Source organism: Archangium minus (assembly GCF_044360475.1).
GTDB lineage: Bacteria > Myxococcota > Myxococcia > Myxococcales > Myxococcaceae > Archangium > Archangium minus.
Genome location: NZ_CP043494.1, coordinates 1,633,855 through 1,649,935 on the forward strand (window position 1 = coordinate 1,633,855; position 16,081 = coordinate 1,649,935).

Sequence of the window (16,081 nt, forward strand, 5' to 3'; positions counted from 1 at the left end):
CGCTTGCGCCACCGCTCGTCAACGTTGTCACGGCAGAGCGCGATCGAAGGAGCAACCAAGCGGTGGCAGAGGGGCGCACGGTCGGTCACGTTCGACCGGATCGTTGCCCGTGTCAACGGGTCAAGAGGCACGTTCTGGGAACGGCGTTGAGTGCTGACGGGAGCTCAGGGATGAGGCACGGGCAGGCCGGCTTGTCGAGAGGTGGCCCTCGCACCTGCTCCACCCTCACCGCTGTCTCCGCTGGCCCACCTCGATGTAACCCGAATATTCACACGCGCGTACTCCCTGAAAACCCACCACGGGAGACGCGCATGGGAATCGGCGGATTGCTGAAGAACAACCCGGTCACCAACGCCTACAACGCCACGAAAGAGGCCGTGACCGAGACGGTCGACTCCGTCATCGACACAGGTGAAGAGGTGCTCGACGCGGCCACGACTCAGGCCGCCGAAGTCTACGACGGCGTCAGCAGCTTCATCGACTCCCCGTCGCCGGTTCCCTTCCTCCTCAATCCCTTCTCCACCGCGCGAGAGGAGATCGCCGAGGCCGCGGAGCGCAGTATCGATTTCGTCGCCGGCATCGGACGCAAGGTCATCGACACTCTGAAGGACAAGGTCGACTTCCTGGCGATCGAAGACCAGATCGAGGACCTCGGCTCGGGCGACAGCTACCAGCTCAGCGCGAGCATCGACGGCTCGGTGTACGGCATCGGCGGACGGCTCGAAGGCACGCAGACCATCACGAAGAACGAGGACGGCACGTACACGCTCGCGGTCGAAGGCGAAGCGGGAGCGGGCGTGATGGCGAGCCTCGAGAAGAAGGGCGCGAAGCTCTCCGGCGACAGGTTCACGAACTCCAGCGCCACCGTCGAGTTCACCTTCGACAGCGCTGAAGAAGCGGCAGAGGCGGCCCGGACGTTCCTGGGCCCCGTCGTCGGCGGGGTCTCAGGATTCATCGACGGCGGAATCGAGGGTGCCCTCGATGGCGCGACGCCGAACTACCCCGCGCTGCTCGACAACGTCTCCGCACTCGAGCTCAACCCGAACACGTCCTCCGACCTCGTCGGCAAGTTGAGCGGCGGAAAGCGCGCCTCGCTTGGAGGGGGCACGTCACAGGAGCTCGGCGCGAACGTGCGCCTCGAGTTCGGCGACGGGCCACCGAAGCTGGTGCTCAGCCAGTACACGAGCATCTCCGCCGAGACGGCCGGCTCGATCCCGGGCGTCAAAGGCGAGCTCAGTGGGGACGTGAAGCTGAATGTGGAGGAGAGCTTCGAACTCCCCGAGGGCATCAGCGTCAGCGACGTGCTGGAGGACCCGGACGGGGTCGTGGAGGAGATCGCGACGACGGCCGTGCACTCCGGTGAAGTCTCGGTGTCGCTCGCGGCGGATGTGAAGGCGGAAGGCAAGCTGCCCATCGTGGGCGAGCTCGGCGGCGAGGCCGAGGCGAAGCTCGAGTTCACCGGTGGCGTGGACGAGGTTTTCGGCTCGGGCGGTCTCGAGTCCCTCCTCCGCGGTCAGTTCGGGACGGCCTTCAACCAGCTCGCCGAAGTCACGGAGCTCGAGGCGACCCTCACGCCGTACGACACCGACGTCACCGGGTACTCCAAGGGTTTCGGCAGAGGACTGAGCTCGCTCAGTGGTGGATTCTCGGCGACCACCATCGACCGCAAGGATCCGATCTTCGAGTACTCGGGCACGGTGGCGGAGGTACGCGACCAGCTCCGCGATGAGGTCAAGCGCCTCCGTCACCTGGTACGCTACGCGTAACCACCCGAGCAGAATCCCCTCGTACAACGCTGCGAGCCGCAGCACTGCTCCCAAGCCGAGTTCCTCGCTCAGCCAGCATCAGTCCCCAGCGTCTCAACTCACTAGACACTCACCGGGGGTGTGTCCGTCCTGCGACGCGAAGTGGGTGCACGTGACGGCGGTGCACCAGGTGGAGCGGGTGCTGCCGCACGTGCCCTCTCGACAGTGGACGCTCTCCTTTCCTCACCGGGTGCGGTTTAAGCTCAAGAACAGCCCGCGTGTTTCTGGAACACCCCCAGGAGGAATGATGAATTCGCGTCAAAAGTTGCTGTCCTGTCTGCTTCTTGTGGCCAGTCCTTCGTTCACGGCAGCTTCGGGCGCGGAAGCGCTTCCGAATAGCGCGGCACTCGAGCACGCGGCGGCCAGGGCGCTGCAGGTCCTCTCCACCACTCCGAACACGGATGAAGCGCTGCTCGAGTTGGAGAAGCAGATGCCCAACATGGGCGGCTTCTACCTCGACAAGGAGGGCACGGCGCACGTGTTGCTGACGGCCGGCGCCGCCGAGGGGGAGCGGCAGACGGCTCGCCACATTGGCAATGCCATCGCCAACATCCGCTCCCGCTCCAGGGTCAGGACCCGCAGTCCCTCGTCTACGGTGGTGGAGCCGGCGCGCTTTCGCTTCTCCGAGTTGGTCCGCTTCCGCGATTACGCCACGAGCGTGTTGACCCTCGGCTCTGTCCAGAGCCTCGATGTCGACGAGCGCGCCAACCGGGTGTCGGTGGGCGTGCTGACTCAAGAGGCCGTGGCCCAAACCCAGGCTTACTGGGCACAGCTGGGTTTGCCGGAAGACGCCCTGAATGTCTTCATCAGGTCCCCGATCAGGGCCCTGAGGACATTGGACGACGAGGTGCGTCCCGTGCCGGGTGGCTACAAGATCTGGACAGGAGTATTCGCTGGCTACATTGAATGCACGATGGGCTATCCCGTCTACAGCAGCAGGTTGGGGCAGTTTGGCTTCCTCACCAATGCCCACTGCACCCCGAAGCCTGGAGTCGTGGAGAACACGAGCTTCAGCAATGGTGTCTGGGCAATCGGCACGGAGAAGCTGGATCCTCCCTACTTCACGAGGGAGCACGATTCGCGTTGCCCGCCCGGCGAGCTCTGCCGGTACAGTGATGCGGTTTTCGTGGCCTCCTCCTCAACGGACTTTGGGGCAATCGCCCAGACCATCAACTACTGCGCTCTGCCATCGACACACTGCAGTTTGACGGTGAACTCCTCCTCCCCCGTGTTCTACCCCCGCGGCTTCGCCAGTGCTCCCCTTCTGGGCCAGGACTTCGAGAAAATCGGCCAGACCACAGGGTGGACCTATGGCCCCATCCAGGAGGCGTGTGTCACGATGTATGATAATGGCGCGGGCCGTTACTACCTTTGCCAGTACGGCGTCGCCGCTGGCACAGATGCTGGCGACAGTGGCTCACCCGTCTTCACCTGGGACGGCACCCAGAATCCCATCGCCGGTATCCTCTGGGGCGGTAATGTCGGCGACGCTAACTACTTCGTGTTCAGTCCCTTCTTCGGCATCAACGAAGAGCTGGGGGACATGTACTACTACTGAGAGGGTAGCGTCGCAGGTTTGCGAGCTCGGGGAGCCGCGCGCGCGACGTCGGTTCGACGTCGCCAGCGCTCTTGCCCTTCCCGAGCTCGCTCCTGCGCTGCGCTGCCGGGCTCTCCCCCCAGCGCCGCAGGCGGGCTACTTTGCGATCTTCCGGATCTTGCCCTCGCCAGCCCAATAGACCCCCGTGCTGTCCACGGCGAGGTTATAACGCTCGCCGGTGGACGCCAGGACCTGGGCGCCGGTGCCGTCCTTGCACATCGCCCGGAGGGCTGTTCCATCGAGCCAGTAGATCCTCTCGTTATCGACGACGACCCTTGTCCCCGTGGTGGCGAGCTGGACGGCAGTGCCGCCGCTCTTGGGCATTCTGTAGACCCCGCTACCGGCGTAGTAGACGTTGGCGTCGTCGAAGTCGAGATACCAGCTCGTCCGAGCGAACTTGGTCGGCGCTGCGGCGCCAGACTTGGGCGCCTTCATGGTGGAAGAGAGAGAGCCGAGCTCGCGGTAGTACAGGCTATCGCCGTCCGCGAACAATGACGTCCGCAGCCCGCCCAGAACAGGATCATGAGGGACGACCAGGGAAGCGGTCCCGCCCGAGAGCGGCTGGGCGTAGATGTCGTATTGCTTGTTGCCGATCCAGTAGATATGGGTCGAGTCCACCGCGACCCCCGACGGGTAGCCGCCGGTGATCGGCAGCGCGGTGATGGTGCCGTCAGGGTTCACCCTGTTCAAGTTGCTCCTGAGGCCGGGATCACTGCCGACGAAGTAGGCGTAGGGGCCGCTTCCCACAAGCTCGGTCACGTACGTGAGCCCATCGATGAGGATGGTCTTCGCGCCGCCGGCCTTGGGACCCTGCCTACCTCGTCGTCGCTGACCTCGGAGCCATAGCCGCCGCCGTAGTACACATACTGATCCGTCAGCGCGATCTCAATTGCACCGTTGGTGTTGATGGTCGCGAGATCGATGGGGGTGCAGCTCCCATTGCACAGCGGCGCGCACGCGAGCGTGGGGGCGGGGGTACCTGAGCCTTTGCGGAGCTCGAGCGCGCTCTCTGCCTGGCCTTCCTCCAGACTCGGGCCCGCGACGTCCGCCTCGCCGAGCGAGCCGCCGCAGCCGACCATGGCGGCGGAGAGGAGGAGGGCCGAAGCGGCGTGAAACGAGGGCTTCGTTCGGGTGAGGGCTTCAGCTTGGGAGGGTTGAAGAACTGCTGTCTCTTTTCTCGGATTACTGCAACAGCTTCTGCTTGATGAAGGTGCCGGAGGGCGTGAGGGCCGAGGCGGGCCAGTTGCCGGTGGTGCTCGCGCCGGGGACGAGCGCGGAGGCGGTCTCGGGCTTGTCGTGCAGCGACCAGTTGGCCCAGCTCAGCTTGCGGCTGTTCATGAAGTCGATCCACAGCTGGGTCTCGTTGAGGTTGAGGTTGCCGTTGCCGGACGCGTCGCAGGTGCCGAACTCCGTCACGAACAGGGCGATGCCCTTGGACAGCGCCGCGGCCGCCCTGTCACGCAGCCATTGCCCGTGCGTGCCCGCGTAGAAGTGCAGTGTATAGGCCACGTTGGGGTACTGGGTGATGGGGTTGCTGGCGGCCGCGTCCACGCCCTGCGACCAGGTCGGCGTGCCCACCACCACGAGGTTGGGAGCGCCGGCGCCGCGGATGGCACCAATGATTTCCACCGCGTAGGCGCGCACCTCGCTCCAGGACTCGTAGTCCGGCTCGTTGAAGATTTCGAAGATGACGTTGGGGGTGTTCTTGTAGAGCTGCGCCATCTCGGTGAAGAACGCCTTGGCCTGCGCGGTGTGCTGCGTGGCGTTGTGATCATGCCAGTCGATGATGACGTAGATGCCCTTGGCGATGGCCGCGTCGACGACGGTCTTCACCCGGGCCTTCTCCGCCGCGGGGTTGGTGAGGTAGCCGCCTTCCTCCACGCCCATGGCGGCGCGCACCACGGTGACCTTCCAGTTGTCCGTGAGCGAGTTGACGACCGAGGCGTTGTAGAACGCACCGCCCCACTGGCTCCAGAAGAGGCTCATCCCCTTGAGCTGGACGGCCACGCCATTCTGGTTCTGGATTTGATTGCCCACCACCTGGAGCCTGCCGTTCGTGGCCACGGGCGAGGCGAGCGGCGCCGGAGTCGGGTGGGTGGGCGTGGCGGGCGAGGTGGGGGCGGTGGGGCCAGGCTCCACGACCACCGGTGGCCGCTCCCCGGAAGGAAGGGGCTCCTCGATTCCGCACCCACCCAGGAGCGTCAGGTGGACCGCCACACACAGACCCCGCCAGCCGCTCAGACCCCTGCCGCCTGCAACCGGATTCCTCTTCATTCGCGCCTCTCGAGATGTATGCAATGTCGTCGCGGGTGTCTTTCAGACAGACACCCGCACGGCTTGGCTCATCGTCAAGCGCGCGCAGGATATCTCAGTGTCTCCTTGTTAGGTTGGATTTTCCTGTTTTATCGGCTTTTGCGTATTTGTTGAAAGGGATTCCAACGGAGGGCGAATATGCTGCCGCGCACGCCCAGGTGCTCCACAATCGCTCGCACCCCTCCCGCACCTGCGTGGGGGACCAGAAATGGCCGCAGTTGCGCGCCTCTTCGTTGGTGGAGGCGCTGCCCGCCATGGTCCAGGTCGCCGTGCCCGGCGCGGTGGCCGCTACCGGCACGGCCTGAAGCTGGGCATGGTGCTCCTGGCGCGCGAGAAGGTGCAGCGGAACTCGTCGTAGTCCCGCGTCACCAGGCGCTCGCATTTCACCAGCCCCTGCGGCGAGCTTCGACGGGTCCAGCCCGGCCCGAGGGTGGTCTGCTGCGCGCGGGTCATGGCGTTGTAGAGTCGCTGGGCCGCCTTGAACTCCGCGTTGGCCGGGAGGGTGTCGTTGGGGTTGTCGGAGTCTCCGAAGGAGACCTCCGGGACTTCGCACCCCTGCGAGCCGTCCGGGCTGGTCAGCTCCATGGAGGCCCGGGCCGGGATGTGGGCAACGGCGCCGTACGCCCAGGTCAGCTCGATGGCGCCGGGCACGGCAATCCGGTAGTCGCTCACGTAGCTGGCCGCGACGGCGTGGACCAGGTCCTCCGGAACCGCGTTGTCGAACCCGCTCGCGGTCGCGAGGCACGTGCCCGTCAGCGCCTCCTCCTGAGCCATGGCTCGGACCGATTCTGGCCGTGCTCCGACGGCCTCCGCGTCCGATGCCACCGCGGCGCCTCCGCAGGCCCAGACGAACGATGCCGCGACGACGCTACCCACCACGGAATGAAATGACCGCATGTGCATTCCTCCCCATTCGTGCGACCGCGCCACCTGGGCCGCCGCATCGATGGGGAAAGCATGCCAGACCTGATTTTCCCGTAGAATCAGAACGACGTGAACGCCACTGTTCGGCTGCACGGAACAAACGGCTGCTCATCGCAGGGGGAAGGCCCGAAGCTCCTCGGCGAGCTGGCGAAGCTCGGACTCGCGTTGGTGGCCGGCGCGCCAGATGAGGCGGAAGTGGTCGTGGAGGATGTCCGCGCGGGGCAGCAGCACGGCCAGCCGGTGGGCGGCAAGGTCCTCGCGGATGAAGTAGTGCGGCAGCACGGCGACTCCGCAGCCTTCGAGCAGGCGCAGGCGCACTGCCCCGATGGTGCCGAGGTACTCCAGGCCGGCGAAGTCCCAGCGCTGGCTCGCGGGCCGGGCATCATGGAAGTACCGGAAGAGGGGCAGGTCGGGGTGGACGTCGAGGAGCACGTGCCGCCGGGCATCCTCGGCGCGCCGCAGCGGCCGCTCGTCCAGCAGGGCACGGGCTCCCACGAGCACATAGCGCTCCTCGTGCAGCAGGGCGTAGCGGAAGTCGCCACCCGCCAGGCGCACGCTGCTCACCGCGCAGTCCACCGCTCCTCGGCGTACCGCCGAGAGCAGCTCCGCGCTGTCGCCGAACGTCAGGTGCAGCGTGCGCTCGGGGTGGGCGCGGCGGAGCGGGGTGAGCGCCGGCGTCAGCCACGACAGGCCGAGCTCGAAGCGTGTTCCGATGGTCAGCGCATAGGGCAGCCGGGGCGTTGCGCTGAGGCAGCGGCGCGCCTCCTCCAGCGTCCGGCGCGCCTGCGGCAGGAGCGCCTCTCCGCAGGGGGTCAGCCACACGCGGCGAGTGGTGCGTTGGAAGAGAGGGCGGCCCACCTGGTACTCGAGCTGTTTGATGCGCTCGCTGAAGGCGGCGGGGGAGAGTGCCACCGCCTTGGCGGCGTCACGGAAGTTGAGCCGCACGGCGGCGGCCTCGAAGCAGCGCAGCGACTCCAGGTCCGGCAGCATCGTTCCCCCATCTCCCCGCTGCGCCGGGCCGGTGCAGACGCGCCTCAGGTGCCTCGCTCACCTCCTCCTCTCCTGCTTGGGGGAGACCCCTGCTAGGCGAGGCTGACGCCGACCCGTGTCGGGGCGAATAGTGCAGCCGCGAAGGCGAGACTTGCCAGTGCAAAGGTGACGATCGGTGGTGGGAGCTGCAGCACAGTGACCGTGAGCGCGAGAAGGCACACGGATGCGGCAAGGCCGATGACGCAGGCTGGGCGCGCCCGGTCGGCCGTATCCGCCGCTAAGCGGGCGATCAAGAGGAACAGGACACCCGCGAGCGCGATCGACGTACCCATCGCCAGGCTGAAGCCCGTGGTCAGCCTGTAGTAGTCGCTGCGCATGCCGAGCAGTTCAAAGGGCAGGTTGCGCAGAGCGGTGCTGACCGGTTCTTTGGCAGCCGAGGGAAACAGCCGCGATACGACGTCGGCCGTGTTGTGAACGACACCGGTGATGATCCATAACCAAGCGCCAATACGGTAGAAGCGAAAATTCATCAGGTCATCTCCACGAGATCACGCCATGAGCATAGCAGCAGGGGAGCCCTGTTGAGGGAGAGGGCCGGGGTAGGTGGTGGTCCAGGAGGGCCGCGAGGCACGCATGGGACGGTGCAGGAGGGCCCCGAGGAGGCCCGCCCGTCGGGCTCCCATCGGACAACGCCGCGACCGTAAGCCCTCCCGATACCCGTCTTACGCCCCGATATAGGCCGCCAGCTCGTCAGGCGTTCCCATAGGAAAAGCTTCCTTCAAATAGTCGAGAAAGGCGGAGACACGAGCGCTCAGCAGCCGCCGCGATGGATAGAGCGTCCACAGGGCGATGTCTGGCCCGTCTACATCACCCCAATGCACCAGTGTGCCGGCAGCCAGATCGTGACTGACGAGTGACACGGGGAGGCGTCCGGCGCCGACGCCCGCTCGGACAGCATCGCGGACCATGATGAGCGATGACAGGCGAAGGACTGGCTCTATCGCGATGCGTGATCTTCCAGTGGGCACCATGACATCCCAGGCTGCACTCCGGTCGCCCGCCCCTCGCACTACAGCCGGAACAGCGACCTTGCCCGCCGGTCGAGCGAGGCCCGGGCTCGCGACGACTACCAGCCGATCGCGCAGAAAGATTCGTCCGATAAGGCTTTCATCCGGATCCGGATTGACCCGGATGACCAGGTCATAACCTTCCTCGACAATGTCGACGGTCCGATCTTCCGTCGTGATTTCGAGCCGGACCTCCGGATATTTCAGCGCGAAGCCGGCCGCGAGCTTACCCATCGCGGTCTGTGAAAAGAGCAGGGGCGCGCTGATCCGCAACTTGCCTCGCGGCTTTTCCCCACCCGAAGCGATCGCCGCCGCGGTCTCGTCGAGCTCGGTCAGCAATGCCCCCGCTCGCTCGAAGAGCGCCCGTCCTTCCTCGGTGAGCTTCAGTGTGCGCGCCCCGCGCTCGAACAGGCGCAGGCCGAGGCTGGCCTCCAGTTCCGCGACCCGGCGGGACAGGGTCGCCTTCGGGCGCCCAGCGGCACGTGCGGCTCGTCCGAACCCTCCGTGCCGGGCGACGAGATTGAAATCAGCGAGGGCGAGCAGATCCATTCGTTCCACCAGGGAGACCGTTCCACCAGTGAGACGGCCCGTCCAAGGATAACATCTGTCGGTCCAGAGGTGGATCGCTCATTTATAGGGGGTCTTCTGACTCGAACCCGGAGAGATCCCCATGACCATCCTCGTTACCGGCGCAACCGGCACAGTCGGCCGCCACGTTGTCGATCAACTCGTGAAGCGTGGCGCCGATGTGCGCGCGCTCGTCCGCGATACCGCGAAGGCCCACTTCCCGGCGGGCGTCACCGTCGTGCAGGGCGACCTGCTCGACGTCGACTCGCTCCGCGGCGCGTTCGCGGGTGTTTCCACCCTGTTCCTGCTCAACGCGGTCGTGCCCGATGAATTCACGCAGGCGCTGATCGCGCTCAACCTGGCCCGCAAGGCGGGCGTCGAGCGGATCGTCTACCTGTCGGTGCTCCACAGCGACCTCTACGTGAACGTGCCGCACTTCGCGGGCAAGTTCGGCGTCGAGCGGATGATCGAGCAGATGGGCTTCAACGCCACCATCCTGCGCCCGGCCTACTTCATGAACAACGAGCTCACGATCAAGGACGTCGTGCTCGGATACGGTGTCTACCCGATGCCGATCGGAGGCAAGGGCCTCGCCATGGTCGATGCACACGACATCGGCGAGCTCGCGGCCATCGAGCTCATCCGCCGCGAGCGGGCCACCAGGCCGCTCCCGCTCGAGCGGATCAATGTCGTCGGTCCCGATACGCTGACCGGCGCGGCTGCCGCCGCCATCTGGTCGGAGGTGCTGGGTCGCACGATCGCCTATGGCGGCGATGACACCGGCGGGTTCGAGCAGAACCTCCGCAAGTTCATGCCGAGCTGGATGGCCTTCGACATGCGGCTGATGAGCGAACGCTTTCTCACCGAGGGAATGATCCCCGAGGCCGGCGACGTCGAGCGCCTGACCGCGCTCCTGGGCCGTCCCCTGCGCTCCTATCGCGACTTCGTCTCCCAGATCGCGGCCTCGGCCTGACGGCACGGGCAATACGCAACCCCAACAACAAGGAATTCCATCATGATCTATTCAACCGCCACGGTTCCGGTGAATCCGGAGGGCGAGACCCCGCTGACCCGCGCGCAGGCATGGAAAGGCCTGGTCCTCAAGGCCCGCGACGCCCGCCTGTTTCTCCCGCCCAACGTCTGCACCCGTTGCGATGTGGTGGAGGAGCGCGTGACGCACATCGTGCGTGAAGCCACGATCGCAGGCGATGATTTGCGCGAAATCATCACCTTCGAGCCGGAGAGCAAGGTGACCTTCTTCCAGGTCACCGGTCCGCGCGAAGGTGCGATCATCAACGAGCTGTTCGAGGACGAAGCCGGCGCGCTTCACCTTCGGTTCTACTGCTATCTCGGTCTGCGCGGCAAGGCGCCGAACGGCCCCGAAGAGCAGGCCGAACAAGAATGGATGGACGGCGACAAGGGCTACAAGAGTGCCTTGCTGTCAACGCTGAAACGGACCCGCGGACTGCTCGCCGAGGGCCGGCTCTGATCATCACCCGGGACATGAACGACGGGACTGCCTCCTCGGAGGCGTCCCGCTTTCCGAGGTAGCTACCATGCGAGATTCCGTAACCGACAACATCCGGACACCCCAACCGAAGATTCTGGTCCTTGGAGCGACCGGCGGCACCGGCCGCCTGATCGTCAGCCAGGCGGTGGCGCGAGGGTACGACGTCACCGCGCTCGTGCGCTCAGCCGAGAAGGCGAGTGAGCTCAAGGGGGCGACGCTCATCGTCGGAGACGCCCGCGATGAGATGGCCTTGCGTCAGGCGCTCAAAGGCCGGGACGCCGTAATCAGTGTACTCGGCACACCGGCCAGCCCGTTCCGCGAGGTGACACTTCTCTCGACCGCGACACGGGCGCTCGTGAGCGCAATGAAGCTCGAGCAAGTCTCACGTCTGGTCTGCATCACAGGGATTGGCGCCGGTGACAGTGCTGGGCACGGCGGCTTTCTTTTTGACAACCTGATCTTCCCGCTTCTCTTGCGCAAGGTGTACGCCGACAAGAATCGGCAGGAGACCATCGTCAGAGACAGCGGGCTCGACTGGGTTCTCGTTCGCCCCTCCGTCCTGACCAATAAGCCCAGCCGCGACACGATCCGCGCGCTCACGGAGCTCTCCAGCTTCCATGGCGGAACCATCTCGCGAGCAGACGTTGCGAGGTTTGCTTTGGACCAGGTGCGCGACGACACCTGGGTGCATCGTTCCCCGTTGATCACCTGGTGAAAGTAACCAGGAATGGAGGCCAACATGTCTGTCATCAAGCACGAAATCAGTTCATCGGACGCGCAGGCCCTGCAGGCGATGCGCGCCTTGTTCGCCGGGGCGCCGAAGCTCAAGTTCGAGCCCGCGAGTCGCGCCGCGTTCGACGAGATCATCGCCCGCACGCCCCCACCCGAGACGGTCAGCTTCGAGCAGGGAGAGGTAGGCGGCGTACCAGGCTGGTGGTGCCGTCCCAAGCATGCGGACGACACGGCTGTCGTTCTGTACCTGCACGGCGGCGGCTATGTGATCGGTTCGGCGGCGGCCTACCGGAACTTCGTCGGGCACATCGCCGAGCGGGCGGGCGCCGCGGCATTCGTCGCGGACTATGCGCTTGCTCCGGAACGGCCGTTTCCCGCCGCGACGAACGATATCCGCGCGCTTCATGAAGGCCTGTTGGCCCGTGGCTACGAGCGTATCGCGCTCTGCGGTGATTCCGCCGGCGCCGGTCTTGCGCTCTCGTTCCTGACGGGCGGCACGGCGAAATCCGATCGGATCCTCGGCGTCGTCGCGATGTCGCCGTGGATCGACCTGTCCGTCTCCGGAGAATCCATGTCCTCTCGCGCGGATGAAGACCCCCTTTTGTCCAGAGCGACGCTCGCTGAAGCTGCAGCGACCTATCTCGGCGGACATCGTGTCGAGGATCCGCGGCTGGCCACGCTGGATGGCGATTTCTCGATGATGCCACCGGTGCGCATCCATGTGGGCGACGCCGAGGTGTTGCTGGATGATTCGCTGCGGTTCGCGCAAAAGGCCGAACAAGCCGGACGGAGCTGCGAGGTCCACGTCTGGGAGGGAATGACTCACGTTTTTCCCTCGAATTTTGCGATGCTACATGCGGCCGCCGAGGCACTGGAGGACATCGGGATATTCCTCGCCGGGCTATTGGCGCGAAGCTCCGCGAAGGGGGTGTCAAAGGACTCGCAACGGGGGTCTTGAGCCAGAACGGAACTGGGCGTAGACGGGTAACCGACCGCTCCTCGAGTCATTCCGAGGGGTGGTGGGAGGCGTGCTGGCGCGAGCCGTCCAGCAGAGTGCCGGCACCATACGGCCGCACGCCTTCACCTTCGCATCCAATCACTTCCACCTGCTGGTGTGGGCGCGGGGTGCCGCGCTCGCCTCCTTCATGCAGTACTTGCGCTCCAATCTGTCCAGGAAGGTAGGGAGGCTGGTGGACTGGAGCGGCGGTTTCTGGGAGAGGCGTTACTCGGCGGAGCCGGTGCTGGACGATGAGGCGATGGTAGGCCGGCTTCGCTACGTGCTGGCCCATGGAGTGAAACAACGATGCAGATCATCCATCGCATCTCCATCACATCGACGCCCGAGATTCGCGGGGAACTGGCGGCCCTGGGGGTTGTCGTGGGGGCGAGCGGGTTGGTCACCTTCGAGGTAGATGAGACCCACGAGTCGTGGTCCGCCCTGCGGCTGTGGATTGTTAAGAGAAGGGCCGTGGACATCGTCAGCACGAAGTTCTCGGAGAGGGAGTTGGCAGAGGCTTCTTGGCTCGCGCTGGAGCCGAGCTGGCACCATGGATACCCTCAGCCAGACGAGGCCCACTTCGGCTACCGGGATGCAACTTATGCGCGGTCTGGTTTCTGTGAGCAGTGTGGCATTGGGTTGGAGCAGAAGGCTCCCTTCCAGATGAAGTCCGAGCCAGGATGGGGGTGCAATGGTATTCTTCAACTCCACTGGGTCTTCGATGAGTTCTTCGTGGCACCAGAGGTCTGGAGCACCGTCTTCAAGCCGAACGGAGTGGGCTGCTGGCCGGTTCTCGACGCGAAGGGCGCGGAACTGGAGATGGTTGTTCAACTCGTCGTTCAGGAGGAGGTGGGCGTAGCAGTTGAGGGGCTCGCAGCGGAGCGCTGTGTGCGCTGCGGACGGGTCAAGTATCTTCCCGTGACACGAGGTGCCTTTCCTCCACTTCCTGCCCGTGTCGAAGTCTCCTTTCCGTCGAGTGTCATTCCGGGTGGCATCGCGCAACTCTTTGACACCCTCTCCGGCGGGATGCCGCCGCGCTCGTGGACGCCCTGCCAGAGGACCCTGTCGCCCTGGGTCGCCCGGCCGGTGCTACTTCCACCCGTCGAGCCACCCTCCGCGAGAGAGGAGGTCGATGGCTTCGTCGATGGTGGGGTCTGCCTTCTTTGCCAGTTCGCCCAGGTCGTCACCCAGAAGCGCGCGCATTTGATGTGGTACGAGCACCAGGTCGATGAACTTGGCGGCCACTGGCGATGCACGCGCGATGGCCTCGGCCGTCCCTGCGGACGGGCCCGCGATCGCCTCCGCGACAAACCGCACACCGCGGTCCCGTGCCATCCTGTCCGTCAGTCGAGCGAGTTCCGGCAGGCGATACGCGGTCGTCATGACCACCCGCATCAAGGCAATCACTTCGGGCTGAAGCGCATGGAGCAGGAGGCCGTTCCCCACGGCACGCAGCCGCTCTCGCAGAGTCAGGTCGGCTGGGAGGTCCTTGGGCGCGGCGAATGTGCTCTCAACGTTGTGGCGAACAACCGCGGTGAACAACTGCTCTTTGTTGGCATATCGCGCGTAGATGCTGGCCTTGCCCGCGCTCGCCTGATGCGCGACCTGATCGCAACTCGTCGCATCGAAGCCGTGTTGCAAGAACAAACGCGTGGCGGCTTCCAGGATGCGGCGATCGACCTCGCCGACCTGCTCCGCCGATGGACGACCCCCCCGCCCCTTCCGCGCCACCGGAGCTTTCTGGGGAAGAGTGCTTTTTCCTTGCATGACCCGAGCGCATAAGCTAATTCGCCGCTCGTTGCAACTGAACGGTGTCGTTCAGTTTGTCGTCGGAGGCATCGTGGCCCGGATGCCGCGCGAGTCCGTGGAGTGGCACACGCGCGTCGGCAGGGCAATACGAGTGGCTTCCCATCCCGAGCTGGAGTGTTCCTGATGACTGATCACCTCGAGCCGTTTCACCTGTCCGTGCCACAGTCCGAGCTGGACGAACTGCGCGCGCGACTGAGGCACACCCGCTGGCCTGACCCCGGGACGGTGGAGGACACCCGGCAGGGTCCGCCGCTCGCCAGGATTCGTGCGCTCGCGGAGCGGTGGTGCGAGGGTTATGACTGGCGTCGGTGCGAGGCGTTGCTCAATGGCCTCGGCCAGCACCGCACGGAGATCGACGGACTGGGCATCCATTTCCTGCACATCCGCTCACCCGAGCCGGACGCACTGCCGCTCCTCATGACGCATGGCTGGCCAGGGTCGGTGCTGGAGTTTCGCAACGTGGTGGGACCCCTCACCAATCCCGTCGCGCATGGCGGCAGGGCGTCTGACGCCTTCCATCTCGTCATCCCCTCATTGCCGGGGTTTGGCTTTTCCGACAAACCCACCGGGCCGGGGTGGCACGTGGGGCGCATCGCCGGCGCGTGGCTGACGTTGATGCGGAGGCTGGGTTATGAGCGTTGGGCCGCGCAGGGCGGCGACTGGGGCGCGGGGGTCACGACGATGCTCGGCTACATGGCGCCCGCCGGCTTGATTGGCATCCATCTCAACATGGTGATGTTCCAGCCGACCCACGAGGAATGCGCGAACGCGGACGCGCACGAGCGGAAAATGCTGGCGGATGCGCAACGCTATGACGAGCAGTTCTCTGGCTATTACAAACTCCAGAACACCCGGCCGCAGTCCGTCGCGTTCAGCCTCGCGGATTCGCCTGTCGGACTGGCCGCGTGGATCTATGCGCTCTTCCAGGATGTCTCGGACAGTGGCGGCGAGCCGGAGCGCGTGTTCTCGCTCGACGACATGCTTGACGACATCATGCTCTATTGGTTGCCGAACGCCGGGCCGAGTTCCGCGCGCTTGTATTGGGAGAGCGCACAGGCGATGAAACAAGGTGGTCCGCCGAGCATGCCCATGCCGACGCCGGCCGGCATCAGCATGTTCCCCGGCGAGCAGATACGGGTGTCCCGGCGCTGGGCGGAATCCCGCTTCGCCCGCCTCGTCCATTTCAATGAGTTGGAGCGGGGCGGTCATTTCGCGGCGCTGGAGCAACCGGCGCTCTTCGTGGAGGAGGTTCGCGCCACCTTCGCTGGGCTCCGGTAGCACGGACGGGCACGGCCACGCGGGGCGTTGTCCGTCGCCCGGCTCGCGGTTCAGGAGCGCGGCGCGGGCGGAGGACGGCCTCCGGCATTGTGGGCGGCTACAAAGTCAGGGCTCGATTCTGCTGGGAGTCTCCGAGCCCCATGCCCACCAGCGTCACCACGAGGCCCATGCGCAGCTCCCCCAAGCAGGTGGGGAGGGAGCGAGCGTGCTATTGGGGCCAGCGCGACGACTGTTCCAGTGGTTCAGCTGGACGAAGCGCTGGAGCAGGCGGGGCAGCGAGGACATGGCAGGAGCCCAGGGGCGTTTCGCGGAGGAGTGGGCCGAGCCGGTGGAGTTGGAGGTGGCGCCACTGCCGTGTTGGGAGGGCTGGGGGAGGAGGTGGAATCCGAGGCTCGCGCACGGCAAAAGCCTGTCCTGGGGGCGCGAGCCGTGAGGGCCCAGCACCCACATACCCGGCCCGAGCATCCCAAACGTAGCCCGCGGCCGTTGGGG

General features: G+C 65.6%; 14 protein-coding genes. 7 read left to right on the forward strand and 7 right to left on the reverse strand.

The window, feature by feature from the left end; all coding sequences use genetic code 11:
* Window positions 1-311 precede the first annotated feature (311 nt).
* The gene (locus F0U60_RS06855) at window positions 312-1,766 is read left to right on the forward strand and encodes a hypothetical protein (RefSeq protein ID WP_395815628.1); all 1,455 of its coding nucleotides are present in this window, start codon (window positions 312-314) and stop codon (window positions 1,764-1,766) included.
* Window positions 1,767-2,052: 286 nt separating this feature from the next.
* Complete coding sequence (locus F0U60_RS06860) at window positions 2,053-3,363, forward strand: hypothetical protein (protein ID WP_395815630.1); 1,311 nt, start codon at window positions 2,053-2,055, stop codon at window positions 3,361-3,363.
* A gap of 135 nt (window positions 3,364-3,498) precedes the next feature.
* Here F0U60_RS06860 and F0U60_RS06865 read toward each other — a convergent pair whose 3' ends face one another.
* The 6 genes from F0U60_RS06865 to F0U60_RS06890 form a co-directional block, all read right to left on the reverse strand.
* A complete protein-coding gene (locus tag F0U60_RS06865; protein ID WP_395815632.1) occupies window positions 3,499-4,161 on the reverse strand; it encodes a hypothetical protein in 663 nt (220 codons plus the stop codon).
* A gap of 423 nt (window positions 4,162-4,584) precedes the next feature.
* Window positions 4,585-5,676, reverse strand: a complete 1,092-nt coding sequence (locus F0U60_RS06870; RefSeq protein WP_395815634.1) for a glycoside hydrolase family 5 protein — start codon at window positions 5,674-5,676, stop codon at window positions 4,585-4,587.
* Window positions 5,677-6,003: 327 nt separating this feature from the next.
* Window positions 6,004-6,612, reverse strand: a complete 609-nt coding sequence (locus F0U60_RS06875; RefSeq protein ID WP_395815636.1) for a hypothetical protein — start codon at window positions 6,610-6,612, stop codon at window positions 6,004-6,006.
* Between the two features lie 135 nt (window positions 6,613-6,747).
* Window positions 6,748-7,629 (reverse strand): LysR family transcriptional regulator, encoded by an 882-nt coding sequence (locus F0U60_RS06880; RefSeq protein WP_395815638.1) that lies wholly within the window; start codon window positions 7,627-7,629, stop codon window positions 6,748-6,750.
* Window positions 7,630-7,721: 92 nt separating this feature from the next.
* A complete protein-coding gene (locus tag F0U60_RS06885; RefSeq protein WP_395815640.1) occupies window positions 7,722-8,159 on the reverse strand; it encodes a hypothetical protein in 438 nt (145 codons plus the stop codon).
* A 192-nt stretch (window positions 8,160-8,351) separates the two neighbouring features.
* Entirely contained in the window at window positions 8,352-9,245 is an 894-nt protein-coding gene (locus F0U60_RS06890; protein ID WP_395815642.1) for a LysR family transcriptional regulator, read from the reverse strand.
* Window positions 9,246-9,366: 121 nt separating this feature from the next.
* On the opposite strand from F0U60_RS06890, the gene F0U60_RS06895 reads away from it, so the two are divergent.
* From F0U60_RS06895 to F0U60_RS06910, 4 genes are all read left to right on the forward strand, one after another.
* Window positions 9,367-10,236 (forward strand): SDR family oxidoreductase, encoded by an 870-nt coding sequence (locus F0U60_RS06895; protein ID WP_395815644.1) that lies wholly within the window; start codon window positions 9,367-9,369, stop codon window positions 10,234-10,236.
* A 42-nt stretch (window positions 10,237-10,278) separates the two neighbouring features.
* The gene (locus F0U60_RS06900) at window positions 10,279-10,752 is read left to right on the forward strand and encodes an AtaL-like protein (RefSeq protein WP_395815646.1); all 474 of its coding nucleotides are present in this window, start codon (window positions 10,279-10,281) and stop codon (window positions 10,750-10,752) included.
* Window positions 10,753-10,819: 67 nt separating this feature from the next.
* The gene (locus F0U60_RS06905) at window positions 10,820-11,488 is read left to right on the forward strand and encodes an NAD(P)-dependent oxidoreductase (RefSeq protein WP_395815648.1); all 669 of its coding nucleotides are present in this window, start codon (window positions 10,820-10,822) and stop codon (window positions 11,486-11,488) included.
* Between the two features lie 24 nt (window positions 11,489-11,512).
* Window positions 11,513-12,463: an alpha/beta hydrolase gene (locus F0U60_RS06910; protein ID WP_395815650.1), complete on the forward strand. Its 951-nt coding sequence runs from the start codon at window positions 11,513-11,515 to the stop codon at window positions 12,461-12,463.
* 1,128 nt (window positions 12,464-13,591) lie between these two features.
* Here the strand turns inward: F0U60_RS06910 and F0U60_RS06915 are convergent.
* Window positions 13,592-14,269 carry a TetR/AcrR family transcriptional regulator gene (locus tag F0U60_RS06915; RefSeq protein WP_395815652.1) on the reverse strand — a complete coding sequence of 226 codons (678 nt, stop codon included), beginning with the start codon at window positions 14,267-14,269 and terminating at the stop codon, window positions 13,592-13,594.
* Between the two features lie 165 nt (window positions 14,270-14,434).
* On the opposite strand from F0U60_RS06915, the gene F0U60_RS06920 reads away from it, so the two are divergent.
* Entirely contained in the window at window positions 14,435-15,589 is a 1,155-nt protein-coding gene (locus F0U60_RS06920) for an epoxide hydrolase family protein (protein ID WP_395815654.1), read from the forward strand.
* Window positions 15,590-16,081: the final 492 nt, after the last annotated feature.